17 protein-coding genes are annotated in these 26,932 nt (G+C 72.4%); 11 read left to right on the forward strand and 6 right to left on the reverse strand.

Annotated features, from left to right (window positions below):
* Positions 1–10 precede the first annotated feature (10 nt).
* Positions 11–1,501, reverse strand: a complete 1,491-nt coding sequence (locus ASH01_RS16170) for a nitrate/nitrite transporter (protein WP_056778087.1) — start codon at positions 1,499–1,501, stop codon at positions 11–13.
* Positions 1,502–1,751: 250 nt separating this feature from the next.
* Between ASH01_RS16170 and ASH01_RS16175 the strand changes: the two genes are divergently transcribed.
* On the forward strand, positions 1,752–2,582 hold the full coding sequence (locus tag ASH01_RS16175) for an alpha/beta fold hydrolase (protein ID WP_056778090.1): 831 nt from the start codon (positions 1,752–1,754) through the stop codon (positions 2,580–2,582).
* A 122-nt stretch (positions 2,583–2,704) separates the two neighbouring features.
* Here ASH01_RS16175 and ASH01_RS16180 read toward each other — a convergent pair whose 3' ends face one another.
* Both ASH01_RS16180 and ASH01_RS16185 read right to left on the reverse strand, forming a co-directional pair.
* Complete coding sequence (locus ASH01_RS16180) at positions 2,705–3,409, reverse strand: LuxR C-terminal-related transcriptional regulator (protein ID WP_056778093.1); 705 nt, start codon at positions 3,407–3,409, stop codon at positions 2,705–2,707.
* Entirely contained in the window at positions 3,406–4,899 is a 1,494-nt protein-coding gene (locus ASH01_RS16185; RefSeq protein WP_056778096.1) for an ATP-binding protein, read from the reverse strand. Before ASH01_RS16185 ends, ASH01_RS16180 begins: the two co-directional genes overlap by 4 nt.
* Positions 4,900–4,984: 85 nt before the next feature.
* Between ASH01_RS16185 and ASH01_RS16190 the strand changes: the two genes are divergently transcribed.
* The 3 genes from ASH01_RS16190 to ASH01_RS16200 all read left to right on the forward strand — a co-directional run bounded on the left by ASH01_RS16190 (position 4,985) and on the right by ASH01_RS16200 (position 9,013).
* Entirely contained in the window at positions 4,985–6,331 is a 1,347-nt protein-coding gene (locus tag ASH01_RS16190; RefSeq protein ID WP_056778100.1) for a PspC domain-containing protein, read from the forward strand.
* Positions 6,328–6,918, forward strand: a complete 591-nt coding sequence (locus ASH01_RS16195) for a hypothetical protein (RefSeq protein WP_056778104.1) — start codon at positions 6,328–6,330, stop codon at positions 6,916–6,918. Before ASH01_RS16190 ends, ASH01_RS16195 begins: the two co-directional genes overlap by 4 nt.
* A gap of 136 nt (positions 6,919–7,054) precedes the next feature.
* Positions 7,055–9,013 (forward strand): M13 family metallopeptidase, encoded by a 1,959-nt coding sequence (locus tag ASH01_RS16200; protein ID WP_056778684.1) that lies wholly within the window; start codon positions 7,055–7,057, stop codon positions 9,011–9,013.
* A 72-nt stretch (positions 9,014–9,085) separates the two neighbouring features.
* On the opposite strand, the gene ASH01_RS16205 is transcribed toward ASH01_RS16200, so the two are convergent.
* Together ASH01_RS16205 and ASH01_RS16210 are read right to left on the reverse strand one after the other, a co-directional pair.
* Complete coding sequence (locus tag ASH01_RS16205) at positions 9,086–9,541, reverse strand: GNAT family N-acetyltransferase (RefSeq protein ID WP_056778107.1); 456 nt, start codon at positions 9,539–9,541, stop codon at positions 9,086–9,088.
* A complete protein-coding gene (locus ASH01_RS16210) occupies positions 9,541–10,005 on the reverse strand; it encodes an SRPBCC family protein (RefSeq protein WP_056778109.1) in 465 nt (154 codons plus the stop codon). Before ASH01_RS16210 ends, ASH01_RS16205 begins: the two co-directional genes overlap by 1 nt.
* Positions 10,006–10,229: 224 nt before the next feature.
* Between ASH01_RS16210 and ASH01_RS16215 the strand changes: the two genes are divergently transcribed.
* Positions 10,230–20,765 carry a calcium-binding protein gene (locus tag ASH01_RS16215; protein WP_056778114.1) on the forward strand — a complete coding sequence of 3,512 codons (10,536 nt, stop codon included), beginning with the start codon at positions 10,230–10,232 and terminating at the stop codon, positions 20,763–20,765.
* A gap of 84 nt (positions 20,766–20,849) precedes the next feature.
* On the opposite strand, the gene msrA is transcribed toward ASH01_RS16215, so the two are convergent.
* A complete protein-coding gene (gene msrA, locus ASH01_RS16220) occupies positions 20,850–21,524 on the reverse strand; it encodes a peptide-methionine (S)-S-oxide reductase MsrA (RefSeq protein WP_235508719.1) in 675 nt (224 codons plus the stop codon).
* A gap of 161 nt (positions 21,525–21,685) precedes the next feature.
* On the opposite strand from msrA, the gene ASH01_RS16225 reads away from it, so the two are divergent.
* From ASH01_RS16225 to ASH01_RS16250, 6 genes are all read left to right on the forward strand, one after another.
* Complete coding sequence (locus ASH01_RS16225; RefSeq protein WP_056778122.1) at positions 21,686–22,702, forward strand: GNAT family N-acetyltransferase; 1,017 nt, start codon at positions 21,686–21,688, stop codon at positions 22,700–22,702.
* The gene (locus ASH01_RS16230; protein ID WP_056778126.1) at positions 22,699–23,697 is read left to right on the forward strand and encodes a GNAT family N-acetyltransferase; all 999 of its coding nucleotides are present in this window, start codon (positions 22,699–22,701) and stop codon (positions 23,695–23,697) included. Before ASH01_RS16225 ends, ASH01_RS16230 begins: the two co-directional genes overlap by 4 nt.
* A 164-nt stretch (positions 23,698–23,861) precedes the next feature.
* A complete protein-coding gene (locus tag ASH01_RS23080) occupies positions 23,862–24,275 on the forward strand; it encodes a hypothetical protein (protein ID WP_056778129.1) in 414 nt (137 codons plus the stop codon).
* Positions 24,276–24,319: 44 nt separating this feature from the next.
* Positions 24,320–24,802, forward strand: coding sequence for a hypothetical protein (locus ASH01_RS23470; RefSeq protein ID WP_056778132.1), 483 nt, complete (start codon positions 24,320–24,322; stop codon positions 24,800–24,802).
* Between the two features lie 44 nt (positions 24,803–24,846).
* Complete coding sequence (locus ASH01_RS16245; RefSeq protein WP_156415623.1) at positions 24,847–26,301, forward strand: sensor histidine kinase; 1,455 nt, start codon at positions 24,847–24,849, stop codon at positions 26,299–26,301.
* Positions 26,298–26,918 (forward strand): response regulator, encoded by a 621-nt coding sequence (locus tag ASH01_RS16250; protein ID WP_056778138.1) that lies wholly within the window; start codon positions 26,298–26,300, stop codon positions 26,916–26,918. Before ASH01_RS16245 ends, ASH01_RS16250 begins: the two co-directional genes overlap by 4 nt.
* Positions 26,919–26,932: the final 14 nt, after the last annotated feature.

The following is a 26,932-nucleotide window of genomic DNA, read 5'->3' on the forward strand; positions in this document are numbered from 1 at the left end:
GAGGTGGCAGTCATCGGCGGTAGCGCACCTTCGTCAGGGTGGCGGCGCCGACGTAGAAGAGCGTGAAGACGACGAACGCGGCCGTGGCCGAGTGGCCGGCGCCCTGGTAGGACGCGCGCAGCCCGAGGTTGATGAGGACGCCGCCGAGGGCACCGATGGCGCCGGCGATGCCGATGAGGGCGCCGGCCATCGAGCGCGACCAGGCCGTGCGCTCGACCGCGGGACCGGGGATCGAGGCCGACTTCGCCTCGAAGAGGGCCGGGATCATCTTGTAGACCGAGCCGTTGCCGATGCCCGAGAGGACGAAGAGGAGGACGAAGCCACCGATGAGGCCGGTGAGCTGGAGCCCGGTCGCCGCGCCCGAGGTCACGTCGTCGGAGCGAGCGGCGAGGGTGACGAGGACGCCCGCGACGGTGAGGCCGACGAACGTCCACAGGGTCACGGCGGCCCCGCCTCGGCGGTCGGCGAGCTTGCCGCCCCAGACCCGGCTGACCGAGCCGAGGAGCGGTCCGATGAAGGCGATCTGCGCGGCGTGCAGACTCGCCGCCGCGGTCTGGGCCGGGGTCGGGGTGGCGCCGCCGGTCATGCCGGCGAGGAACGTCTGGTTGAGCACCTGGCCGAACGCGAAGCCGAATCCGATGAACGAGCCGAAGGTGCCGATGTAGAGCAGCGAGATGACCCAGGCGTCGGCGTGCCGCAGCACCTCGAGCATCGCCTTCGGGTTCGCCGTCTGGTGGTCGAGGTTGTCCATGCAGACCGCGGCGCCGATGCTGGCCACGGCGAGCAGCACGAGGTAGACGGCGCAGACGACCTCGGGTCGGCGGTTGCCGAGCGTCGCGATGACGAGGAGCCCGACGAGCTGGATGACCGGCACGCCGATGTTGCCGCCACCGGCGTTGAGCCCGAGGGCCCAGCCCTTCATCCGCTGCGGGTAGAAGGCGTTGATGTTCGTCATCGACGAGGCGAAGTTGCCGCCGCCGAGGCCCGCGAGACCGGCCACGAGCAGGAAGGTCGTCAGGGAGTGGCCGGGGTTGACCATGAGCCACCACGTCAGGGTGGTCGGCACGAGGAGGGCGATGCCGCTGACGATGGCCCAGTTGCGACCGCCGAAGAAGGCCGTCGCCATCGTGTAGGGCACCCGGAGCACAGCGCCGACGAGCGTCGGGACGGCGACGAGGAAGAACTTGTCGGCCGGCGTGAAGCCGTAGACCGCCTGCGGCATGAAGAGGACCATGACCGACCAGATCGACCAGATCGAGAAGCCGATGTGCTCGGTGGCCACCGACCAGATCAGGTTGCGGCGCGCCACGTCCTTGTTGCCGCCCTCCCACGCCGCCGTGTCCTCGGGGTCCCAGTCGCGGATGACCCGCGTCCTGGGGGCGGTGAGCTCACGGAAGCGACCGCGACGGTCGAGCGCAGGAGCGAGAGTGGGTGACGCGGTGCTGGTCTCGGCGGCACTGCCGGTGGTGCTGTCGGTGCTGCTTCCGGTGGTGGTGCTCACGGGGTTCCTCCTGGGCTGCTCGAGCCGAGCGGGACGGTGACGGGGTGAGGCGGTTCTGGGCCGCTGCGAGAGCGTGACGCTCACGCTAGGAAGCCGGTGTTGCCGGTCGCCGGGTCCGCTGTGACACCGTGGTTACAGCTGTCTCACGGACTCCGGGAGGGTCGGTGAGGTCACGCACGGAGCGCTCCCGCGGGGCCCTCACGGACGACCGGGAGCAGCGTGAGGTGGACCGCCGCGTAGGCTCGCGCTCATGACCACGGCTGCTGACCAGGCCTCCCTCAACACCCTGTCCGTGGGTACGGCCGGGCCGCGCATCGCCTTCCTGCACGGGCTCTTCGGCCAGGGCCGCAACTGGAACCAGATCGCCAAGGCGGTGAGCGGCCCGGAGGGCACGGACGCCCGCTGCCTGCTCGTCGACCTCCCGGACCACGGCCGGTCCCCGTGGTCGCAGCAGTTCTCGCTCGACGCGTATGCCGACGCCGTGGCCGCGACGCTCCGCGCGGTCGGCGAGGGGGAGCGTTGGGCCGTCGTCGGCCACTCGCTCGGCGGCAAGGTCGCCATGGTGCTCGCATTGCGCCACCCCGAGCTGGTCGAGCGACTCGTCGTCGTCGACATCGCGCCCAAGGGCTACGGCTCGCTCGAGCGCTTCGAGGGCTACATCCGCGAGATGCAGGCCCTGCCGCTCGGCGAGCTGACGAGCCGCGGTGACGCGGAGGCCCGCTTCAGCGAGCCCGACCCCGGCGTCAAGGCCTTCCTCCTGCAGAACCTGCGCCGCGACGGCCAGACGTGGCGCTGGCAGGTCAACCTCGACCTCGTCGCCGGCGACGCCGCGCTGGGGGTCGACTCACGCATCGCCGACTGGCCCCATGACGCCGACGAGCTCGCGCCCTACGAGGGCCCGGTGCTGTGGGTCGCCGGCGGCGACTCTCGGTACGTCAAGCGCGAGGACGGCGAGCGCATGCGACGCCACTTCCCGCGCACGCGGCTCTTCACGATCAAGGGCGCCGGTCACTGGGTGCACACCGACGCGCCCGAGATCATCGTCACCGCCCTGCGCCGCTTCGTCGCCGACCCCGCCTGACCGGCATACGCCCGCTCCCGCCCACGTCGCGAACGCCGCGTTCGGTGACGAACTCTCTGTTCTAACAACGCTTTCGCGACCGAACGCCGCGTTCGGTCCAGGGCGCAGGAGGATGCGGCGGGTCAGAGGAGGCGGCGCCCCATGGCCCAGGCCGTCAGCTCGTGGCGTGAGCTGAGCTGGAGCTTGCGCAGCACCGAGCTGACGTGGGTCTCGACGGTCTTGACGGAGATGAAGAGCTCCTTCGCGACCTCCTTGTACTGGTAGCCGCGCGCGATGAGGCGCATCACCTCGCGCTCGCGCGCCGAGAGGCGGTCGAGCTCCTCGTCGATCTCGGCGACCTCACCGGCCGTCGCGCCGAACGCGTCGAGGACGAAGCCGGCGAGGCGCGGGCTGAAGACGGCGTCGCCGTCGGCCACCCGACCGATGGCGGTGAGCAGCTCCTCGGCGCTGATCGTCTTCGTCACGTAGCCCCGGGCACCGGCGCGGATGACCGCGATGACGTCCTCGGCGGCGTCGGAGACGGAGAGCGCGAGGAAGCGGACCGGCACGTCGGCGCCCGACTGGACCCCGGCGCACGCTCGGATGACGTCGGCGCCACCGTGCCCGTCGCCACCGGGCAGGTGCACGTCGAGGAGCACGACGTCGGGTCGCTGCTCCTTGATGACCTGCACGGCCGACTCGACCGCACCGGCCTCGCCGGCGATCTCGAGCGTGAAGGCCCCGGCCCGCGGCGTGGCGGCGAGGGAGGTCAGCTCGGCGCGCACACCGGTGCGGAACATGTGGTGGTCGTCGACGATGACGATGCGGATGGTCCGCGGGTCGGTCATGAAGCCTGCTCCTGGGGGTCGGGGTCCGGCGTGCTGCGGGGGTCGCTGCCGGCAGTGCTGCTGGGGGTGGTGACGGGTGCGGGGGGATCAGCGGGACCGCCGGCGGCGGATGCCTCGGGCTCGTGCGGCTGCCGGACCGGCAGGCGCAGGACGACCTCGGTGCCGTCGGCGCGGCGCCGGATGCGGGCCGTGCCGCCGTGGCGCTCCATGCGGCCGATGATCGACTCGCGTACGCCGGCTCGGTCGTCGGGCACGGTGTCGAGGTCGAAGCCCGCGCCGTGGTCGCGGACGAACGCCTCGACGGCGTCGGGTCCGACCTCGACGTAGGCGCTGACGGGCGGGCTCGCGTGGCGCACGGCGTTCCACGTGGCCTCGCGCACGGCCTTCACGAGGGCGTCGAGGTGCTCGTCCATCGGCCGGTCGCCGGTGACGACGAGCTGGACGGGCACGCCGTGGAGGTCCTCGACCTCGCCCATGGCCGCGGTGAGCGCGGCACCGAGCGTGCCGGCCCGGGCGTCCTCGTCGTAGAGGTAGCTGCGCAGCTGCCGCTCCTGGGCCCGGGCGAGACGCGCGACGGTCGCGGCGTCGCCGGACTGGCGCTGGATGAGGGCCAGGGTCTGGAGCACCGAGTCGTGCAGGTGGGCGGCGATGTCGGCACGTTCGGTGGCCCGGATGCGCGCGGCCTGCTCGAGGCGCAGGTTGCTCCAGAGCCGCAGGATCCACGGTGCCGACAGGACGGCGACCCCGACGAGGGCGGCGAGGACGGCACCCGCCACCTGCCACAGCTCGGTGAGGTTGGTGCCGCGCACGAGCAGGCCGACGAGACCGAGGATGGTCAGGCCGAGGCCGACGACGAGCCAGATCCACCGCACCGGGCGGCGCGCGCCGAGGGTGTCGGTGTCGTCGAGCTGCGACCAGAAGAAGATCGCGCCGATGACGATGGCGACGACCGGGAGGATGAGCTCCGCGTGGACGTCGAGACCGGCACCCCCGAGCCAGAGCGCCCCCGCGACGGCCAGAGCGGCCACGCCGAGGAGCGTGATGATGACGGCCTGGTTGCCGCTGCGCAGCCACGTGCGCAGGCCGGCGAGGTCGACGTGGTGCTGTCGGACGCCGGGGGAGCCGGACGTCGTGCCGGCGCTCGCGGGGCCGGCGGCGATCGAGCCGCCCGGCGACAAGGGCGGGGCGGAGGAGACGGCGGGGTCGACGTCGCCGACCTCGCGCATCGTGGCCCAGAGGAAGACGTAGACGACGAGCCCCGCGCCGAAGGGGATGCTCGTCAGGACGAGCGCCACGCGGACGGCGACGACCGGCAGGCCGAGGTGCTCGGCGAGCCCCATCGCGACTCCCGCGATGACCTTGCCCTGCCGTTGGCGCACGAGCGGGGGCCGTGGCGTCGCCCGCCAGGCCGGGCGCACGGGGCCCGTTCCGTTCTCGTATGCCGTCTGCACCGTTCCATCCTGACCCACCCGGCCGGCGAGAGCGACCATCCCGGCCTCCTTTGGGGGTCGCGTCAGGGTGCGCTCAGGGTCGACCCTCATGGTTGGCGGGCGTCCGGCGCGTCACTGTGGTGGCATGACGAAAAGCAATGACGCCCTTCCGCAGGGGCACGGCCTCGACGGTTTCTACACCGCTCTGCGACGCCCGGGGATCGTGCGTCAGGGAGACGGTCGCTGGTTCGCCGGCGTCGCGACGGGCCTGGCCCGTTGGCTCGGCGTCGACCCGCTCGTCGTCCGGGCGGGCTTCATCCTCTTCTCCATCTTCTTCGGGATGGGCGTCGCCCTCTACCTCGTGCTGTGGCTCCTCATGCCCGACGAGCGCGGCGAGATCCACGTCGAGCGCGCCCTCAAGCACGGCGAGGGCAGCTCGATCTTCCTCCTCGTCGTCACGGCCATCTCGGTCCTCGGTGGTGGGCCCTGGTGGGGCGGCGACTCGAGGGGCTTCCGCTTCTTCGGCTTCGTGCTCCTCGTCGTGGGGGCCTGGTGGTTCGCGACCCGGACCGCCACCGGCCGCGAGCTGATGCAGCAGGCACCGTGGCGCAACCGCGGCACCGGCGGACCGGGTGCAGCGGGTGCCACCACCGTCGACCCCGTGACCGGTGCAGCCGCCGGCCAGCCCGGCACGGGCGCCGGCACCCCGCCGGCCGCGGCCGCGACGGCATACGGCTCGACGGGCAACGCGGCAGCCAACGCCGGCGCGACCCTCGCGACGCCGCGGCCACCCGCACCGACGCCCGTCCGTGAGCGGACCCGCGCGATCGGCTTCGCCGGTGGGCTGCTCGTCCTCGGGCTCGCCATCGTCGTCGGTGTCGTGATGTCGTCCGTCGCCCAGGCCGCCGGCTGGCCGGGCAACCACGTGGCCGTCGGGATCGCCTCCGGGCTGGGCGTGCTCGGCCTCGGTATCCTCGTGGCCGGCATCGCCGGCCGCCGGGCCGGAGGGCTCGCGTTCTTCGCCGTGACCGGCATGATCGCGGCCGCAGCCACGACGGCTGCGCCGATGGGTCTGTCCCAGCCCTGGCAGGCCGGCGACCGCAGCTACACGGTGACCTCGATGACGCCGGCTCCAGCCTTCGAGCTCGGCCTCGGCCAGATGAAGGTCGACCTGCGCGACGCGAACTGGAAGGGCACCACCGGAACGGACACCGTGACGACGACGATGGGCGTCGGCGAGCTCGACCTCGTCGTCCCCGAGGGCGTCAACGTGGTCGTCAACACGAGGGCACGGGCCGGCGAGATCATCGCCACGGGACCCGGCGTGGCCGGCGAGGGCATGCGACGCGTCGGGCCGGACCAGCTCCAGCACGAGGGCACGGGCTGGACCCAGACGGTGACCTTCGGGGACACCACCAAGACCCCCGAGATCGTCGTCGACGCCGAGCTCGGCGTCGGCCAGATCAAGATCACGACGGCGAGCGCGTCATGAGCGCCCGACCCCAGGACCCGACGAACGACCCGACGACCTACCCAGCGGAGAGCAGCGACATGAGCAGCAACGACACCCCGGACCCGACGGCGGAGTTCCGCGACCCGACGGCCGACCCGGTGCCGGCACCGACGCCCGACTCGACGCCCGACCCGACGCCCGACCCGGCAGAGACGAGGACGATCCCGGCCACGTCGACCCAGGCGCTGCCGTCGGCGACGCCCTTCCGCGTCGAGCCCGCGACGCCGGTCCCCGACGACGCCGTCGCCGAGGGGGCCCGCCTCCCGCACCTGCCGCCGCCGACGACGTCGGCGCCCGATCCCTCGTGGCCGGCACCGACGGTGCCCTCGCCCGCCCCGCAGCCGGCCCCGCGCCCGGCCCTCGTCACGGTCCGCAAGGGCCCGCGGCCCGGGTCGATCATGCTCGGCCTGCTGACGATGCTCGTCGCGGCCTACATCCTCGTCGCCAACCTCACGAACGCCGACCTCAGCTTCCGGATGGTGGGCCCGTCGATGATCGGTGCCTTCGGCGGGATGCTCCTGCTCGTCGGCCTCGCAGGCGTCGTCGCCGGCCGGCTGCGGCGCTGAGCCACGGCCGCCGACGCCAGCGCACGGCATACCTCCTCCCGGGTGGTTGCCGCACGTGGCGTCGGCGGCCGTGACTAGGCTCGGCAGCACGCTCGCCGGTCACGTCCGGCACTCGCAGTGGGGAGAGAACGTGCTCATGAAGTCCGGCATCACGCTCGAGGGATTCGACCGGTCCGCCCGGCCCCAGGACGACCTGTTCCGGTTCGTCAACGGCACCTGGCTCGACACGACGGAGATCCCGGGCGACCGGGCCCGCTTCGGCACCTTCGACATCCTGCGCGAGGAGTCCACCGCGCGGGTGCGTGATCTCATCGAGGAGGCGGCCGCCGCCGAGGCGGGCGCCCCCGGGTCGCCGAAGCGTCAGGTCGGCGACCTCTACGCCAGCTTCACCGACACCGACCGCATCGAGGAGCTCGGGCTCGCGCCCCTGCAGGTGGTGCTGTCGGAGGTCGCGGCGGTCGACGACGTCGACTCCCTCGGAGCGGCCCTCGGCCGCGTCGCCCGTGACGGTGTCGCCGGCGCCCTGCAGCACTTCGTGTCGCCCGACGAGCGCTCGCCGGAGGACTACGTCGTCTATCTCGAGCAGGCCGGTCTCGGTCTGCCGGACGAGTCCTACTACCGCGAGGACAAGTACGCCGACATCCGCACGGCCTACGTCGCGCACATCGAGCGGCTGCTCGGTCTCGCCGGCATCCCGGACGCCGGAGCCAAGGCCACGAGCATCATGACGCTCGAGACCCTCCTCGCGGCCTCGCACTGGGACACCGTGAGCACCCGCGATGCGATCAAGACCTACAACGCGCACTCGCTGGACGAGGCCAAGGCACTCGCGCCCCAGTTCCCCTGGGACGCCTGGCTGTCCGGCCTCGGTGCGCCTGCGGGCTCGTTCGACAAGGTCGTCGTGCGCCAGCCGAGCTTCGTCACCGGCCTCGGCGCCGCGCTCGAGTCCACCGACGTCGCCGACTGGCGCTCGTGGCTGACCTGGCACGTCCTGTCGGAGTTCGCGTCGGTGCTCCCGCAGTCGTTCGTCGACGAGGACTTCGACTTCTTCGGCCGCACGCTCTCGGGCCAGCCGGAGAACAAGGAGCGGTGGAAGCGCGGCGTCTCCATCGTCGAGTCGTGCGTCGGCGAGGCCGTCGGCCAGCTCTATGCCGAGCGCTGGTTCCCGCCGGCGGCCAAGGAGCGCATGCAGCAGCTCGTCGCCAACCTCGTCGAGGCCTTCCGCCGGTCCTTCTCCTCGCTCGAGTGGATGGGTCCCGACACCCGTGCGCAGGCCGTCGACAAGCTCGACGCGTTCACGCCCAAGATCGGCTACCCCGACGTGTGGCGGGACTACGCCGCCATCGAGATCGACCCGACCGACCTCGTGGGCAACGTGCGCCGCAGCTCGGCCTTCGAGGTCGACCGCAACCTCGCCAAGATCGGCGGTCCGATCGACCGCACCGAGTGGTTCATGCTGCCGCAGCACGTCAACGCCTACTACATGCCGTCGATGAACGAGATCGTCTTCCCGGCCGCGATCCTCCAGCCGCCCTTCTTCGACCTCGAGGCCGACGACGCCGTCAACTACGGCGGCATCGGCGCCGTCATCGGCCACGAGCTGGGCCACGGCTTCGACGACCAGGGCTCGCGCTACGACGGCACCGGAGCCCTGCGCGACTGGTGGACCGAGGCCGACCGTGAGCGGTTCGACGCGCTGTCGCAGCGGCTCATCGAGCAGTTCAGCGGCTACACCCCGGCGGGGCTGTCCGACGACCACAAGGTCAACGGCGGTCTGACCGTCGGCGAGAACATCGGCGACCTCGGCGGCCTCCAGATCGGCTACGCCGCCTACCGCATCGCGACCGAGAACACCGGCATGCCCGAGCTCGACGGGTTCACCGGTCCTCAGCGCTTCTTCATCGGGTGGGCACAGGTCTGGAAGGGCAAGGCCCGCGAGGCCGAGGCCATCCGGCTGCTCGCCATCGACCCGCACTCCCCGCAGGACGTCCGCGGCAATGCCGTGCGCAACCTCAGCGAGTTCCACGAGGCCTTCGCGGTCAAGCCCGGCGATGCCCTGTGGCTCGACGAGGCCGAGAGGGTCCGCATCTTCTGAGCGAGCGCCCTCGGCGGCCGTCCGAGTGGCGCCGTCGCGTGACGACCGACCCCGTGGGCAGCGCCCGCGGGGTCAGTCGTCGAGGGCGAGCTTGAAGCCGACGTGCGAGGCGACGAAGCCGAGCCGTTCGTAGAAGCGGCGGGCGTCGGTGCGGCTCGCGTCGCTCGTGAGCTGCACGAGGGTGCACCCGAGGCGGCGTGACTCCTCGACGGCCCACGTGACGAGCTCGGTCCCGAGACCCGTGCCGCGCTCGTCGCGGGAGACGCGCACGCCCTCGATGACCGAGCGCGTGGCTCCGCGCCGGGAGAGTCCGGGGATGACGGTGAGCTGGAGCGTGCCCACGACCGAGCCATCACGCTCGGCGACGACGAGGTGCTGGCCGGGGTCGGCCACCACCCGGTCGTAGGCCGCGTCGTACGTCTGCGGGTCGCCGAGGTCCTCACGGGCGGCGCCGAGCGGGTCGTCGGCGAGCATGGCCACGATCGCCGGCACGTCGTCGCGGGTCGCCGGCCGGATCTCCAAGCCCATCAGGCGCTCTCGGCGGTGCGCTTGAGCTGCGCGAGGCCCTTCTCGAAGTCGGGTCCGATGAGCTTCTCCATCGACCACACCTTGCTCATGAGGCGCATGACGAGGTTCTGCGGGCCGGTCATCGCCCATTCGACCCGGGTGCCTTCGTCGGCGGGTGCCAGCGTGAAGTCGACGCGGTTGTGCGCCTTCATCGGGGCGGCGAAGAGCAGGTCCACGGCGAGGTGCTGCGGCTCCGACTCGAGGATCTCCATGCGGCCCTCGCCGGCCTTGCTGTTGCCGCGCCAGGCGTAGACGGCGCCGACACCGGACGTCGGGCCGGCGTACGTGCGCTCCATCGCCGGGTCGAGACCCTCCCAGGGCGACCAGGCCTGCCACTCGTGGAAGTCGTTGACGAGAGCGTGGATCCGCTCCGGGGGAGCGGCGATCGTCGTCTCGCGGCTGATGTGGAAGCTCTTGTCGGCCATGGCGGCATCCTGCCATCGCGAGTCACCGGGCGGGCGGCACCCCGGGTCCGGCGACCCCTTTGTCCCATGTGTCACATGCGCCCCGATATCACCGATTCGGAATGAGTTCCGGGGGTTTTCCGGACATGTGACGTGTTCCTCAATACCTTGGGCCGAGGGATGGCGTGGCGGACACGGCTCGGGCAGGGAACGGGCACACGACACGCCCCCACATGGGGAGAATCATGGTGCGCAAGTCGATTCGTCGTGCCCTCGGAGCCGGTCTCACCTCGCTCCTCGTCGTCGTGGGAGCGCTGGCCGGCCAGTCGCCTGCGTATGCCGCCGACCCCGATCCCGGGGTCGACCGCGTCGTCGCGCTCCTGGGCGGTAGCGGAGGCACGCGGAACCTCGCCGCCTGGGCCTCCGGGCTCGCCGGCATCGGCGCGCTCGGGAAGCCGATTCCCTACGTGTCGGCGAGCCCCGGTGGCCTCGCCGGCGCCGACGACCTGATCGACAAGGGCGTGTCCCCGGCGCTCGCCGGCACGACGACGTGGGCCGACCTCGCGACGTCCGGCGAGTCGGTCGCCCTGCCGGGAGGTCGCACCGGGATGCTCGACGTCTCCGTCGACGACCTCGGCGACGGCAAGCGCGTGCACGTCAACCTCGTCGTGACCCGCACGGCGACCCAGCAGGCGCTCACCGTCAGCTCCACGAGCCCCAAGGTCGAGCTGTCCTCACCCAAGGGGGTCACGGCCACCGTCGAGGCCACGCTCTCCCTCTGGGTCGTCTGGACCGGACCGACGACCAACCGCGTCTACCTCGCCAGCGACGCGGCTCACGCGCCGCGGCTCGACGTCGACGTGACGGCGCAGCTGTCCGGCGCGGCCAAGGCCGCCGTCGGCATCCTCGGCGTCACGCTGAAGAGCACCGACTTCACCGTCAAGGCGCACGCGTACGCCCGCGTCAACGACCCGAACAACGACGGGGTCCTCGCCTTCGACGCAGCCGGTGCCGGCGACGGCGAGCTCGCTGCGGACGGCTCCCTGGCCGGCCTCGTGTCGGCTGACCTCGACCCCACCGGCTCGGCCTCCGATCCCGGGACCCCGGGGTCGGTCACGGGCACCCTGTCGATCGCCGCGGACACGAGCGGCATCGCGGGCGTCAGCTTCCCGAGCAACGTCGCCGCCGACGTCACGCTGACGTGGGCGAACATCTCGACCGGCACGCCGACCGTCTCGGCGCCGACCCTCGCCACCCTCGTCGGCAAGTTCCAGAACATGAGCCTGCGCGACCTCGCCGACGGCCTCGCCCAGGTCGCGGTCGCCCTGACCGGGATCCAGCAGGCGAAGTTCGACCCCGACGGCGCCGGACCGCTCCCGACGACCGGCAACCTCGACCTGCCCTTCCTGCGCGGCACCGTGTCCGACGCCGTCAAGGCCAATCAGGTCCTCGTCGACTTCCTCAAGGCCAACGTCGTCCAGCAGCCGGACCCCGACCAGCCGTCGCCCGCGGGCTTCGACGCGACAACGGTCGGCAACCCGACCTTCGACTCCCTTCAGGACCTCATCGCCAAGCTCAAGGCGGCGGGCATCGGCCTCGACGACCTCGCATGGGACCCGACGACGAGCAAGCTCGTCTTCCGCATGCAGATGGTCAAGACCGCGCCGAGCACCGGGGTCGCCATGGACGCCGGCAGCGCCCGCACCTCCCGGCCCTCGGCGACGTATGCCGCCACGGGCCTCACGCTCGACGACGGCTCCCAGCCGTGGCAGGCGAACCAGTGGACCGGCATGCGCGTCATGGCCGGCACGTCCGCCGGTGAGATCGCCTCGAACACGAAGAACGCGCTGACGCTCTCGGGACCCTGGATCGGTGGGCAGCCCTCTGCCGGAACGCCGTTCGTCATCGTCGGTCCCGAGGCCCAGCTCGGCGCCGTGACCTTCGGCGACCGGCTGACCGACCAGCCCGTCGCCGGTGGACCGCGCCGCGGCATCCTGCGGGCGAACTCCGCCCAGACCTTCGCCACCGTCAAGCCGTCGTTCGCGGCGGACCTGACGCTCGTGCTCGACCTGCAGGACGCCCGCACCGGTGCGGCGTGCATCGGTTTCGAGGGCAACACCGAGGCCTGCCCGTTCCTCCAGACGACGGGGGCGTTCAAGACCAACGTCACCTCGCTCCCGCTGGGCGCCGACCGTGTGCTCATCCGCACCGGCAGCCCGCTGCTCACGGCCGACTTCCCGATCGACACCGCGGTCGACTTCACCGCCAACGCCGGCTTCTTCCAGGTGCGCCTCAAGGGGCACCTCGCGGTGTGCAACAGCGCCGCGCCCGCCGACTGCTCGGCACCCGGCACGGGGCACATGCTCTCGATCGGCCTCAAGCAGGCCGGGGACGCCCAGCACGACATCCGCCTGCGCCAGCTCTTCGACCAGCTCGTCACGGCAAGCCCGACCGGGCCGAGCAAGGCCGGTGACCTGCTCGACGTCGACGTCAACGTCCGTGCCACCGCAGACCTCAAGGCTTCGATCCCCGACGCGGACGGCTTCCTGCCTGCCGGCACCGACGTCGGCGTCTCCGCCTCGTGGAACGACCTGACCCAGCTCACCGGGACCGACGGTCCGCAGCTGGACCTCAGCCGGCTGAGCCGGATCTTCGCCCTCGACATCAAGCCGGGCTCGCAGGCCGAGCTCTTCGCGATCGTGCTCAAGACCTTCCAGACCCTCGCCGCCCAGCTCGCCGACGCCCAGCCCGGCGGCGCGTCGGGCGTCTACAGCCGCGAGATCCCCGGCACCGGCACCTCCCTGCGCGACCTCATGCAGCGCGACTCGTCGGGTGTCGGCAGCGACGTCAACTACGGCACGAACACTCTCCAGCACGTGGGCCGCACGTTCGACGCGTCCTTCGTCGGACGCACCGTCGTGGTCGGCACCCAGGTGGCCGTCGTCGCGTCGGTCTCGGGTGACACGGTCACCCTGACCGAGAACTGGACGACCAAGCCGGCCGACGACACGGCATACACCTTCCGCTCGCCGCTCGACGACGCCATCGACATCATGTCGGTGCACCCGCCGCAGAACATGCAGGACCTCGTCGCGTTCCTCGACGAGCGACTCGGCACCGGCGCGCTGCACTTCCGCTACCTCGACGACGGCGGGACGCCGAGCGTCGTGCTCGACCTCGACTGGAAGCGCGACTACCAGACGAACGCGCCCCTGCGCCTCGACCTCGGCGGCGACCAGTCGCTCGTCTCGGCGGCCGCCACGGGCCAGGGCTCCGTGCACGTCAAGGGCGGCGTGGACGTCGGCCTCGTCGTGCCGCTCGCGCCCGGTACGGGGCCGGGCGACGCCTCCTCGCTCAAGGTCCTCGCCGACTCGAAGGTCAGCGTCGCGGCCGCGGCCAGCTTCGACGGCCGCGTCGCGGGCACCATCGGACCGCTCACCGTCTCGGCCGGCGACCCCGGCGGCGATGCCGCCAAGCAGGTGTCGCTCAAGGCCGACGTCAGCCTCGACCTGGCCGACGCGAGCGCCACGGCCGACACCCCGGTGAGCTTCTCGACGTTCCTCTCGGGCCTCGACGTCAGCTTCAACGCCTCGAACACCCCCGTCGACTGCGGCGAGAGCCTCGCGACCCCGCTCATGGTCTGCGGCACCGTCCCGCTCTACGCGACCGTGCCGGGCAGCCCGGCAGCCTCCCTCGGCTCCATCGCGCTGCGGCTCCCGGACTCGACGAACCCCGCCGACCTGGCCACCCTGACGGACAACCTCCCGGCCCCCGACGCCGCCAAGCGGCGCTTCGAGGTGCCCGACCTGTCCGCGGCGTTCGCGAGCGCCTTCGCCGACTTCACCCAGATCGGGCCGGGCCTCGACGGCTACCTCGAGAAGATCGAGCAGGCCATGCGCCTGGCCACCTTCGACGGCAAGCTGCCGTTCGTCGGCAAGGACCTCCAGCAGGGCGCCGACTCCATCGGCCGGCTCCGGACGGAGATCAAGTCCAAGCTCGGCAACGTGCCGGCCAGCCCGGCCGAGGCCCGCACCTACGTCAACGACAAGCTCGCCGAGGCGATCACCGCAGCCGGTCTGGAGAAGACGACGCTCGAGGTCAACTACGAGTGCAAGCTCAAGCTCGAGCCGACCGGCGCACCGACCCTTGCTGCCACGCCGTCCACGACAGGCTCCACCGCGTGGCGCTACGAGATCGTCGCCAGCCAGGGCAGCGGCTCCGGCACCGGCGGCGACACCGTCCCCTCGGGCGCGAGCGCCGCGGCGACGACGTCGTGGACGACCCTCGGCGGCGGCAACTCGATCACGGTGTCGTGGTCGGCGGCCGCGGGTGCCACGAAGTACAAGGTGCTGCGCAGCAAGGACGGCGGCGCCTACGAGCTCGTCAAGGTCGTCGACGCGGCGTCCGGCAGCGCGCAGACCTTCACCGACGACGGCACCGCCACGGCCACGGCATACGCCCCCGTGAGCACGAAGCCCGACCGCACCGACTGCCCGACGACGAGCATCAACGGGATCAGCCTCGCCTTCACCATCAAGGCGGGCACGGTCACCCCCGAGCAGGGCTGCGTCGCGGGCTCCGGCTGTCTCGGTGACGGCAAGAAGCTGCCGCTCGACATCGGCATCCCGGGCCTCGCCCTCAAGGCGGGCGACACCGACGCCATCAGCTACGGCGTCGGCTTCCAGCTGCACCTCAAGGCCGGTGTCAACACGACCAAGGGCTTCGTCATCTACACGCACGACGCCTGGCAGGACGGGGCGGCCGCGCCCGAGTTCGGCCTCGGCGCGCGCTTCGACATGCCTGCGTCGATGAAGGCCCAGCTCGCGTTCCTCGACATCGACGTCACGAAGAACGGCACCGCGCCGCTCTTCGCCGGCGCCTTCCTCGTCGACCTCACGTCGCGCGACACGACCGAGTCCGACGGCTCGGTCCTGACGGTCGCCGACATCGGGGACGGGGACGCGTCGTCGCTCTTCGGCATCTCGCTCACGGCGAAGGTCAAGGCCGACTGGATCGTCAAGGCGTCGGTCGACTCGGTGCTTCCCGGTGTCCAGGCGAACTTCGTCATGGGCTGGGAGTTCACGAACCAGGACCTCAAGCACCTCGGCGCACCGTCCATCGAGTTCAAGGACGTCGCCATCGACGCCGGTGGCTTCCTGTCCAACCTGCTCGGGCCGGTGCTCAAGAAGGTCAAGTCCGTGACGGGCCCGCTCCAGCCGGTGCTCGACACGCTCTACGCCCCGATCCCCGTCCTGTCCGACCTCAGCCGGATGGCAGGTGGCGGCGACGTCAGCCTCATGACGCTGGCCAAGACCTTCAACACCCTGGCCGGCGGCCCGAAGCTCGACTTCGTCGACAAGATCGCCGCACTCACCACGCTCATCAACAACCTGCCCGACTGCGGCGGTGGGGGGCCGTCGTGCCTCATCCCGATCGGCAGCTTCACCGTGAGCGGTGACATGGCCCTCGACACCGACGTGTCCCCGACGAGCAGCCTCGCGCCGGGCACCGCGGGTTCGCTCATCAAGACGGCCAGCGCGGCCAGCCCGGACACCGTGAAGTCCGCCCTCAACACCAAGGGCGGCAAGGGCAACGTCTTCGGTGCCGGCGGCGCCGCCGGCAGCGCCAGCAAGTCGGGCTTCACCTTCCCGATCCTCGACAACCCGTCGTCGGTCTTCAGCCTGCTCATGGGCAGCGACGTCTCGCTCGTCGAGTTCGACAGCGGCCCGCTGACCCTCGGCTTCACGTGGCGCCAGTCGTTCGGACCGGTCTACGCCCCGCCGCCCGTCATGGTGACGCTGTCGGGGTCCGCCTCGGTGACCTTGCGCTTCATGGCCGGCCTCGACACCGCCGGCATCAGGTATGCCGTCGAGGCTGCCCAGCAGGGAGCCGCGGTCAACCCCGTCAAGCTCCTCGACGGCCTCTACTTCAAGACGACGGACTCCGAGGGGCGGCCGGTGCCGGTCGTCCAGCTCGACGGAGAGATCGCTGCGGGCGCCGCGGTCACGGCCGTCATCATCACCGTCGGCATCGAGGGTGGGCTGCACCTGACCATCGGCTTCCACTGGAACGACCCGAACAACGACGGGAAGTTCCGGGTCAGCGAGTTCCTCCACGCCGCGGTCAACAACCCGCTCTGCCTCTTCACGACCACGGGCCGGCTCAGCCTCTTCCTGCGCCTCTACGTGACCCTCGGGTTCTCGCCGTTCAGCGTGTCCTTCTCGATCAACCTCGCGGACATCACGCTGCTCGACTTCACGGCCCAACCCAACTGCACCCCACCCCCACCCAGACTCGGCGGCACCTCGGACGGCACGCTCGCCGTCTTCGCGGGACGTTTCGGCAGCGACGCCCAGCGCGGTGAGCCCTGGGGCAACACGAGCGAGACCGAGGCGGACGTCGTCAAGGTGACGGCCCTGCACTTCGCCCAGACGGCCGCCGACCCGGACGGCACCGACGCGGGCTTCGACGGCTTCGCGATCCAGATGCTCGGTGAGCGCCGTGAGTACCTCGACCCGACGCTGAAGCGCGTCGTCGTCGACGGCCGCGGCTCGTCGACGCCCCTCGTCGTCAGCTTCGTGGGTGACGGCAAGAAGGACTCCGACCCGTCGTCGGCGGGCGGCGCGGGAGACCTGAGGTCCTTCGACAAGGACGCCATCGTCTTCGGCACCCCCGGCAACGACCAGATCCAGACCGGCACGGGCAGCTCCTGGGTCGACGGCGGCGACGGGGACGACCGCATCGTCACCGCCGACGCCGTGGGCCAGGTGGCCCGCGTCGCCGGCGGGGTCGGCGCCGACGCCATCACGACCGGACAGGGCGACGACTTCGTCACCGGCGACGGCAGCCTGCCCTCGCCCCCGAAGTCCTTCTCGGCGACGCTCAACGGCGTCGACGACGCCAACTGGCCGGGCAAGACGCCCATCACTCTCGGCGACCTCGTCGACCCGGCCCAGCTGAGCGTCGACCCGACGACCCGCGCCCAGGCCACGGGCGGCGCCGACACCATCAGCGTGGGCCTGGGCCGCAACCGTGTCGACGCCGGTCCCGGCGACGACAAGGTGGGCGTCGCGGCCGACCGGCCGGACGGCTCCGGATCCACCATCCGCTCGAAGGGCAACGTCCTCGTCGGCGGCCTCGGCAGCGACGCGGTCACCGGCGGCACCGGACCCGACACGATCTACGCGTCGTCGGAGCAGACCTTCGGCGTCGACGCGGCCGGCCCGGCCGACACGCTCACGACGCCGTCCGGCCAACCGACGGTGCCGAACATCGTCGAGACCGGATCCGGTGACGACGTCGTCTACGGCAGCCGCGAGCAGGACGTCGTCACGAGCCACTCGGCGCCGTCCGAGCACGCGCGCATCCTCGGCGGCGGGGGCGAGGACGCCCTCGTCGGCGGCTACGGCTCCGACGCGATCTACGGCGGACCGGGCGACGACTACGTCGTCGCCGAGCCCAGCCGCGTCGGTGGACTCGGGGCCACCGAGACGATCGAGGGGGTCACCTTCGGGCACACCCGCCTCGTCGAGCACCAGGCCCTGCCGACCGGCACGGCGCCCTCTCCCAAGACGCTCGTCGGTGGCCGCGGCAGCGACCACGTCCTCGGCGGCGACGGGCCGTCCACGATCTTCGGCGACACCCTGCGTGACGCCGCGACCGTGGCAGCCGCCGCGGACGAGACCTGTCGCGCAGGCTCGCCCGTCGCGTCCGACCCGGTGCCGGAAGGCACGTCGGGTGGCAGCGACCCGAGCACCGACGACGGTCCCGACCTCATCACCGGTGGCGCCGGCGTCGACACCATCTCCGCCGGGGGTGCGGCCGACCGGGTCGACGCCCGCGGTGGCGACGACCTCGTCTGCGGCCAGCAGGGTGACGACGTCCTCTTCGGCGGCGACGGCGCCGACCGCGCCTGGGGCGGCACCGGCCAGGACCGCGGCTACGGCGGACAGGGCCTCGACCTGCTCTTCGGCAACGCCGGGGCCGACGTCCTCTACGGCCAGGAGGCCGCGGACGTCATCGAGGGCAACGACGGCGCCGACTGGGCCAGCGGCGGCGACGGCGACGACCTCGTCTACGGCGGCACGCGGGCCGCGGGCCGCACCGACACGGACCCGACCGACGCCGGCGACGTGCTCTCGGGCGACACCGGTCGCGACATCCTCATCGGTGACAACGGCACCGTGGGCGACCCGTCGTCGTCTGCAGACGCGCCCGCCGTCCCGTTCGACCTCGCCGGGACCTCTCCCGACGCCGGTCGCGGCGACCAGCTCTTCGGCGGCGCCGGCGACGACACGGCATACGGCGGGCTCGGCGACGACCGCGTCAACGGCGGCGACGACGCGGACCACCTCGAGGGCAACAACGGCTCCGACCTCGTCCACGGTGACCGGGGCGAGGACGAGGTCGTCGGTGGCTCGTTCCAGCAGGCGACCGCCGGCGTCGGGCGACCGGACTCCGGTGACGTGCTCTTCGGCGACGCCGGCCCCGACATCGTCGCCGGTGACAACGCCGTCGTGACCTCCGGGGTCAGCGCGGCCGACTCGACGCCGATCACGCGCATGCGCGGCTTCGCGACCACGCACCGGATCACGCTGCTCGACCTCGGCGTCGGCCCGGTCCTCGCCAACTCGGGGGCGGACCAGGTCTTCGGCGGTGACGACGCGGACGTCGTGCTCGGTCAGCGTGGCACCGACCGCCTCAAGGGCGACGCGGGCGACGACTACGTCGAGGGTGGGCCCGACGTCGACTGGGTCGAGGGCGACCTCGGCGACGACGACCTCGTCGGCGGCAGCTCGACGCCTGCGGGCGGCTCCGGTGACACGACGTCCGGCCAGCCCGACACCGACGACGCCGTCTTCGGCGGTCCTGGCGACGACGTCGTCCTCGGCGACAACGGTCAGGTGCTGCGCCCGGTCGCGGGCCAGGCGCCCACCTCGGTGACGGTCCGTCTCGGGAGCACGCCGGCCGCGGCGATGACGTCCCGTGTCATCGAGCCGTACGACCGGTCGGTGGGTTCGGGCTTCCTCACGACGCCGTCCGCGACGCTCTACGGCTTCGACCGCCTTTCCGGCGGCGACGGCGTCGACGTGCTCGAGGGACAGGACGGCAACGACGTCATCACCGGTGACGCCGGCGCCGACCACGTGCAGGGCAACGGGGGAGCCGACGCGCTCTTCGGTGACCTGCCGTTCGGCACGGCGTCGGCGCACGGCACCGCGGCGACGGCACTGAGCGCCGCCTGGCCCGGGTCGGCCAGCCCGGTGGGGCTGCTCCGGGGCCTGAGCACCGATGCGGGTCAGGACGACATCGTCGGCGGCACCCCGACTCCGGGCTTCCGCGACGGCGCCGACGTCATCGAGGGCAACGGCGGCGACGACGTCGTCCTCGGCGACAACGGCTCGCTCCTGCGCACGCTCGTCGGCGCAGCGGGCACTCGCTCCGAGAAGGCGTATGCCGACCGCTACCCGGACGGTCCGCTCCCGGCCGACGCGACCGCGTCGCGCACGCACGACCCGGCGCTGCCCGGGCCGAGCACCCGTTTCTGCTCCACGGCGCAGGCGACGTGCGAGGTGGTCGGGACCTTCGGTGCCGACGTCATCTGGGGTGACGACGGCAACGACGGCATCTGGGGCCAGGACGGCGACGACACCGTGTCCGGTGGCGCCGGCGACGACGACCTCTACGGTGAGCTCGGCAACGACCGCATCACGGGGGACAGCGGTCGCGACGCCATCGTCGGCGACCGCGGCGGCATCGTGAACCAGTACCTCAGCGCCGGCGACAGCCCGGCGGCGTTCACGAGCTCGCTCAACAGCCCGCCCAAGGAGAGCTTCACCGGCTTCGCGCGGACGGCGTACGACCGGCGCGTCGACCTGCTCCACGACGTCGACGGCGACCAGTGGATCGGCTCGTCGACCGACGCGTCGATGCCGCACAACGGCATGGACGAGGGCGGGCGCGACCTCATCCGGGGCGGCACCGACGACGACACCATCCACGCCGGCTACGGCGACGACGTCGCCAACGGCGACAGCGGCGGTGACGACGTCTTCGGTGACGACGGCGAGGACGTGCTGTGGGGCGGCCAGGGCTGCGACGCAGGGCTCGACGGCAACACGCCTGACTGCCGCACGAACGGCGCCTTCGACCCGTCGTCACGCGGCACGGGTGACCGGTTCGTCGACCACCTCTTCGGCGGGGCGGGCGAGTCCGACCCGACGAAGCAGGACGTCCTCGGGTCCGACCTGCTCGACCTCAGGCCGCGCGGCAGCTACACGCCGGGCACCGGGTGCACGCTCGGTGACTGGCCGCTGACGTCGGGCACGAAGAAGGTCGTCACGACGGTCGACCCGTGCCTGTGGTTCGAGATGACCGGGACCGACGACGCCGACCCCGCGAACAACAACCACCACCAGGGGACCGACTGGATCTACGGCGGCTGGGACCGCGACGTCATGCAGGGCGACGTGACGGCCAACGGCCCGAACGCCGGTGACCGGCTCATCGACTGGAACGGCGCCTACAACCTGTTCTCGCACTGCAACTCGGCCTACGGCGGCTTCAACGACGTGCGTCAGCACTCGCCGGCGATGCAGGACTTCCTGCAGCAGCTGGCGTGGGCGACGAGCGCCGGACGGTCCGCCACCGACGTCACGACGGCGGGGACGTCGGCCTTCCGCGAGCTCGCGCTCGTCCACCCGGGCGAGACGGAGCACGGGGCGGGGGCGGCCTACCCGGGCACGCCTGGCCACTTCGACGAGGCGGCCTGCCAGAACTGAGCCTCGCTCGACCGCTCCGAAAAAGGTTGCGGCGCTGCGGGATCCGAGATCCCACAGCGCCGCAGCCGGGTGCGTCGAGAGCCGTCAGGCCGGCGGAGCGATGTCCTGCTGGGCCGGGAGCTGGTCCTGGCGCACGATCCCGACGGGGCACGTCATGCCGTTGGGGCCGTGGTTGCAGTAGCCGCCGGGGTTCTTGTGGAGGTAGCCCTGGTGGTAGTCCTCGGCGAGGTAGAACGGCCCGGCGTCGTCCGCGGAGCGGATCTCCGTCGTGATCTGCCCGTAGCCGTTGTCATCGAGCACCTTCTGGAACGCCTCGCGCGTCGCCTCCGCGGCGAGCCGCTGGCCCTCGGTCGTCCAGTAGATCGCCGAGCGGTAGGCGGTGCCGATGTCGTTGCCCTGGCGGTTGGACGTCGTCGGGTCGTGGTTCTCCCAGAAGGCCTTGAGCAGCAGCTCGGGCGAGGTCTTCTCGGGGTCGTAGACGACGCGGACGGTCTCGGCGTGGCCGGTGCGCCCGGTGCACGTCTCCTCGTAGGTCGGGTTGGGCGTGTAGCCACCCATGTAGCCCGCCGCCGTCGAGACGACGCCGTCCTGCTTCCAGAAGATCCGCTCGACCCCCCAGAAGCAGCCCATCGCGACGTAGAGCACCTCGGAGCCGTCGGGCCACGGGCCCTCGAGCGGGGTGCCCAGCACGACATGGGTGGGGTTCACGGCATACGGGCGGTCCGCGCGACCCGGGAGGGCCTCGTCGCGGCTGGGCATCTGGGACTTCCTACCGAATCCGAACACCATGCCAGTGTCACATCCTTCGTGCTGGGAGCGTCTTACGTCCCTGTAACGTCCGCGACCCCCTGCGTATGCCGGGTGGCGCGGTCCCGGACAAATCGCTCGCCGCGCGCGGGGCGGCCCGACAGACTGCCCACATGAGCGACGACCTCGAGATCCGGCCGATCGACCTGCTCGACCGTGCCCAGGAGGCCGCGGCCCGAGACTGGATCGGCGTCCACGCAGCCGTCCAGCGCGAGCTGTTCGGCCCCTCGGGCAGCGCCTGGACCCTGGAGGAGATCCAGGGCTTCCACCGCTCGCCGTCGGGCACGCGGGTCGCCCGCGCGGCGTGGGTGGGGGACCGTCTCGTCGGTGCCTTCGAGGCCCGGATGCCGACGACCGACAACCTCGACCTGGCCCTGTTCTGGCTGTCGGTCCTGCCGGACCACCGGCGGCGGGGCATCGGTGAGGCCCTCCTGCGCGAGGGAGAGGCGATCGCCCGCGAGCACGGCCGCGGCACGTTGATGGGCGAGACCGAGTGGGCCGGGGGCGGTGTCGACCTCGCGGAGACGTTCGCCGCTCGGCACGGCTACGCCGTGGGGCAGACGATGCTCCGCAGCGCCATGCCGCTTCCCGCCGACCGCGACGCGCTCTCGGCGCTGGTGGCCGTCACCGACGACTACGCCGTCGAGACCTTCGTCGACACGATGCCCGAGGCGTGGCTCGACGACCGCGCGGTCCTCCAGCAGCGGATGAGCACCGACGCCCCCACGGACGACCTCGCCCTCGAGGAGGAGGCCTGGGACGCCGACCGCCTGCGGGAGACGCACGCCCGCACGCTGGCCTCCGGGCGACGGATCGTCGAGTCAGCCGCGCGCCACACGCCCTCGGGCCGTCTCGTCGCCTTCACGACGATCGGGGTGTCCGCAGGAAGCCTCGACCTCGGCTACCAGCAGGACACCCTCGTGCTCAAGGAGCACCGCGGGCACGGGCTCGGTCTCCGGCTCAAGGCGGCCAACGCGTTGCGGCTCATGGACGAGCTGCCCGACGTGACGGCGGTCCGCACGTGGAACGCCGACTCCAACGAGCACATGCTCGCGGTCAACCGGCAGCTCGGCTACGCCGTCGACGGCTACAGCCGGGAGTGGCAGAAGATCACGGGGAGCGGCGAATGACCTTGCAGATCAAGGAGATCGACCTCGCCGTCGACGACCTCACGAGCGAGGCCTGGCTCGAGGTGCACCACGCAGCCAACCGCCACGTGTGGGGCGGCGCCGCCGAGCGCACGTCGATCGCCGAGATCGTCGACGTCGCGGAGCGCCGGCACGAGGTGCGGCGGTCCTTCGTCGTCACCGAGGAGGGCGCGGACGGCCCAGTCGCCGCGGCGCAGACGATCCGTCGGACGCGCGACAACGTCGGCACCGCGGGGCTGTGGCTCTCGGTGCAACCGGACCACCAGCGGCGCGGGATCGGCTCGTCACTCCTCGTCCACTGCGAGCAGGTGCTCCGCGACGACGGGTGCGACCGCATCCACGAGCACAGCGGCGCGCCCGTCGAGAACGGTGACGCCGCAACGGGATTCGCCCACGTGAATGACTACCGGCAGACGCTCCTCGACCTCCGGCAGGACCTTGCCCTGCCGGTGGACGAGGCCGCGCTGACCGCGCTCGACCCCCGACCCGACCCGGCGGCATACGTCATCGAGACGTCGGTCGACGGGCTTCCCGAGGCATGGCTCGAGGACCGAGCGCTGCTCGCACGACGGATGAGCACCGACGCCCCGTCCGGCGACATCGACCTCGACGAGGAGGACTGGGACGCCGAGCGCGTACGGCTGCTGTGGAACACGCCGAGTCCCATCTGGGGCATCGAGTCCGTCGCGCGGCACGTGCCGACCGGACGCCTCGTGGCCTTCACCGACATCGTCGTGCGGCCCGGGCAGCCCGACCTCGCCGTCCAGTCGGACACGCTCGTCCTCCGGGAGCACCGAGGCCGGGCGCTCGGCCTCGCCGTCAAGATCGCGAACCTCCGCGCCCTCCAGCGGGAGCGCCCCGACGTCACGACGGTGCGCACGTGGAACGCCGACACGAACACCCACATGGTCGCCATCAACGAGCGGATGGGCTTCGTTGTCACGGGCTGGACGCGGGAGTGGGCCAAGGACCTCTGAGCCCGGGCTCGGTGAACCCACGGCGGCTGCACGGCGTCGTCGTGGGCAGGTACTAGGACCAAAGCCCGATGGTGCCTGCCCGCCCCGAGGACGCACGGTGGACCCACAGCACCCGCTGACCCGCCGCGGACCACCCGGGACGGGCCCCCACCAGGAGGTCACGCATGAGGACTCGCCGAACTCTCACCGCCACGTCCGCCATCGCCCTCGTCGCAGCAGCCCTCGCGTCAGGCGCCGTCACCCGCGCGCCGGCCGCCTCGGCCAAGGGACTCGAGGTGCGCACGTCGGGCACCTGCTCGGCCGGCGCCAGGTGGACGCTCAAGGCCAAGCAGGACGACCGCCGGATCCAGGTCGAGCTCGAGGTCGACAGCAACCGCGTCGGCCAGCGCTGGAGCGCCGCGCTCAGCGACAACACCGTCCCGGTCTGGTCCGGGTCCGCCGTCACGACGGCGCCGAGCGGCTCGTTCACGGTGCGGAGCCTCGTCACGAACCGCGCCGGCTCGGACACGATCCGCGCCTACGCCCGCTACGCGGCGACGGGCCAGGAGTGCCGAGCCACCGTCGTCTACCCGGGCTGACCGCAGCCCTCCGCCCTCGCACCCACCCACGAAAGGTCCACCCCATGAGACGCCTCACCCTCGCCGCGGCTGCGGTCGCCGCCCTCGTCCCGGCCACCCTCGGCCTCGTCGGCAACAGCTCCTTCGCCCAGAGCGTCCCCGCCCGCGTCCCCGCGTCGGCGCAGCTCCTGCCGGAGTCCGGCGACGACGACCCGACCCCGACGGGTATGCCGTCCGCCACCCCGAGCGCCACCCGGACCACCGAGGTCGGTGACGACCACGGCGGCGACCGTCCCCGCGACTCCCGCGCCGAGGCCGGCGACGACCACCGTGCCGGCGGCGCGTCGGGCTCGTCTGGCTCGAGCTCCTCGGGCTCCGGCTCCTCGGGCTCCGGCTCGTCCGGGTCCTCCGGTTCCGGGTCGTCGCACTCGGGGGGCGACGACTCGGGGTCGGGGCGGTCCGGCTCCGATGACTCCGGCTCGCACGCGTCCGGCTCGCACTCGTCCGGAGGCCACGGCTCGGACGACTCGGGTGGTGACGACCACTGACCAGTCAGCGCACCGACCGCGCAGGCGCCGGGGACACGATCCCGGTGCCTGTGGCGGCGCCGCACCCGGGGGACCCCCAGCCCCCGGACGCGCCGCGAGCCGTCGGCGGGCGTGACCACCGGGACCTCCCCCCTTGGTGGACGCTCGCCGACGGCGTCGCTCCGGCGCGGGTGCGCCCCCTGCCGAGCCGGCGCCGGATGCTCGTGCAGCTCGGGCTCGCGGCCCTCGTCGTCTTCGTCGTCGTCGTGGTCGGGGCCTCGTTCGCGGCGAGCCGGCTCGCCGAGCGCGAAGCCGTCAACGACGCGGCGCACACGACGAACCTGCTGGCCCTGGCCGTCGTCCAGCCCGTGCTGCAGGACGCCCTCCTCACCGGCGACCCGGCGGCGTACGCCGCTCTCGACCAGGTCGTCCGTGCACGTGTGCTGCCCAACGGGATCGTCAGGGTCAAGCTGTGGGCACCGGACGGACGCATCGTCTACGCCGACGAGACGCGGCTCGTGGGCCAGCGCTTCGCGCTGGGCGAGGAGCAGCGCGAGACGCTCGTCGCGCCGCAGACCCGGGCCGAGGTGTCCGACCTCGACCGGTCCGAGAACGAGTTCGAGCGCTACGGCGGCAAGCTCCTCGAGGTGTACCGCCCGGTGTGGACCCCGTCCGGCTCCGAGCTGCTCTTCGAGGTCTACGGCGACTACGGTCCCGTCAGCACGCGCGCCTTCGACCTGTGGCGCGGTCTGGCCGGAGTGCTCGCGAGCAGCCTCCTGCTGCTCCTCGTCCTCATGGCGCCGATCATCTGGCGTCTGCTCGACCGGCTCGGCACCGCGCAGGAGCAGCGTGAGTCCCTGCTGCGGCGCGCGGTCGACGCCTCGGCCCGGGAACGCCGCCGCATCGCGGCCGACCTCCACGACGGTCCGGTCCAGGATCTCGTCGCGAGCTCCTTCGCCGTGAGCGGCGCTGCGGAGTCCGCACGGGCACAGGGCCACTCGGCACTCTCCTCGACGATCAGCGACGCGGCCTCGACGGTGCGGGCGAGCATCGCCAGCCTGCGTTCCCTGCTCGTCGACATCTACCCCGAGCGGCTCGCGGACGCCGGCCTCGCGGCGGCCGTCACCGACCTCGCGCGTCCGCTCGCCGGACGCGGCATCGCGGTGTCCGTCGACGTCGACGGGGAGCAGGCTGCGCGGCTCGGCGAGCTGGCCCAGCAGGTGGCGCACCGCGTCACCCGCGAGTGCCTGCGCAACGTCGTGCGCCACGCCGGGGCCACGCACGTCTGGATCCGGCTCTCCGCCGACGGCTCCGACCCGGCGCGCCCGGTCGTGCTCCGGGTCCGGGACGACGGGATCGGCTTCGATCCCACACTGTTGCCCCGTCTCGAGGGACACTTCGGCGTACGCGTCCTCGCCGACCTGGCGACCGACGTCGGGGCGGTCCTGAGGGTCCGGTCCGCGCCGGGACGCGGCACGCAGTGGCTGCTCGCACTCCCGGTGCAGAAGGAGGACGGATGACGACCGTCGTCGTCGTGGACGACCACCGGCTGGTCCGTGCCGGCCTGCGCACCATCATCGACGCCAGCGACGACCTCCGCGTCGTCGGGGAGGCCGCCGACGGGGCGGAGGCCGTCGTGGTCGTCGGCGACCTCGGTCCCGACGTCGTCCTCATGGACCTCTCGATGCCCGGCGTCGACGGCGTCGAGGCGATCCGCCGCCTCCGCGCCGCCGGCACCACGTCTCCCGTCGTCGTCCTCACCTCGTTCGCGGAGGCCGACCGGGTTCGCGCCGCGGTCGAGGCCGGGGCCATCGGCTACCTGCTCAAGGACAGCGAGCCCGGGGACGTCCTCGACGCGGTCCGCGCCGCGGCCGCCGGGCACGCGCCCCTCGACCCGCGCGTGGCTCGCGCGCTGCTCCCGTCGCCCGACCGGCGCTCGGCCGGGCCGGCCCTGAGCGAGCGCGAGCGCGAGGTGCTGACACACGTCGCACGAGGCCTCGCCAACAAGCAGATCGCCCGCACCCTCGGCATCAGCGAACGCACCGTGAAGGTGCACCTCGGCAACGTCTTCCGCCGGCTCGGCGTCGGTGACCGGACGTCGGCGGCGCTCTGGGCCCGCGACCACGGCGTCGGATGAGGCCCTCGCGAGGA

Source organism: Terrabacter sp. Soil811, assembly GCF_001429655.1.
Classification (GTDB): Bacteria; Actinomycetota; Actinomycetes; order Actinomycetales; family Dermatophilaceae; genus Terrabacter.

Bases quoted from the DNA above. Each gene is read 5' to 3' on its own strand.
- ASH01_RS16175 (WP_056778090.1), top strand. From the start codon at position 1,752: ATGACCACGGCTGCTGACCAGGCCTCCCTCAACACCCTGTCCGTGGGT.
- ASH01_RS16180 (WP_056778093.1), bottom strand. From the start codon at position 3,409: ATGACCGACCCGCGGACCATCCGCATCGTCATCGTCGACGACCACCAC.
- ASH01_RS16185 (WP_056778096.1), bottom strand. From the start codon at position 4,899: ATGGTCGCTCTCGCCGGCCGGGTGGGTCAGGATGGAACGGTGCAGACG.
- ASH01_RS16190 (WP_056778100.1), top strand. From the start codon at position 4,985: ATGACGAAAAGCAATGACGCCCTTCCGCAGGGGCACGGCCTCGACGGT.
- ASH01_RS16195 (WP_056778104.1), top strand. From the start codon at position 6,328: ATGAGCGCCCGACCCCAGGACCCGACGAACGACCCGACGACCTACCCA.
- ASH01_RS16200 (WP_056778684.1), top strand. From the start codon at position 7,055: ATGAAGTCCGGCATCACGCTCGAGGGATTCGACCGGTCCGCCCGGCCC.
- ASH01_RS16205 (WP_056778107.1), bottom strand. From the start codon at position 9,541: ATGGGCTTGGAGATCCGGCCGGCGACCCGCGACGACGTGCCGGCGATC.
- ASH01_RS16210 (WP_056778109.1), bottom strand. From the start codon at position 10,005: ATGGCCGACAAGAGCTTCCACATCAGCCGCGAGACGACGATCGCCGCT.
- ASH01_RS16215 (WP_056778114.1), top strand. From the start codon at position 10,230: ATGGTGCGCAAGTCGATTCGTCGTGCCCTCGGAGCCGGTCTCACCTCG.
- msrA (WP_235508719.1), bottom strand. From the start codon at position 21,524: ATGCCCAGCCGCGACGAGGCCCTCCCGGGTCGCGCGGACCGCCCGTAT.
- ASH01_RS16225 (WP_056778122.1), top strand. From the start codon at position 21,686: ATGAGCGACGACCTCGAGATCCGGCCGATCGACCTGCTCGACCGTGCC.
- ASH01_RS16230 (WP_056778126.1), top strand. From the start codon at position 22,699: ATGACCTTGCAGATCAAGGAGATCGACCTCGCCGTCGACGACCTCACG.
- ASH01_RS23080 (WP_056778129.1), top strand. From the start codon at position 23,862: ATGAGGACTCGCCGAACTCTCACCGCCACGTCCGCCATCGCCCTCGTC.
- ASH01_RS23470 (WP_056778132.1), top strand. From the start codon at position 24,320: ATGAGACGCCTCACCCTCGCCGCGGCTGCGGTCGCCGCCCTCGTCCCG.
- ASH01_RS16250 (WP_056778138.1), top strand. From the start codon at position 26,298: ATGACGACCGTCGTCGTCGTGGACGACCACCGGCTGGTCCGTGCCGGC.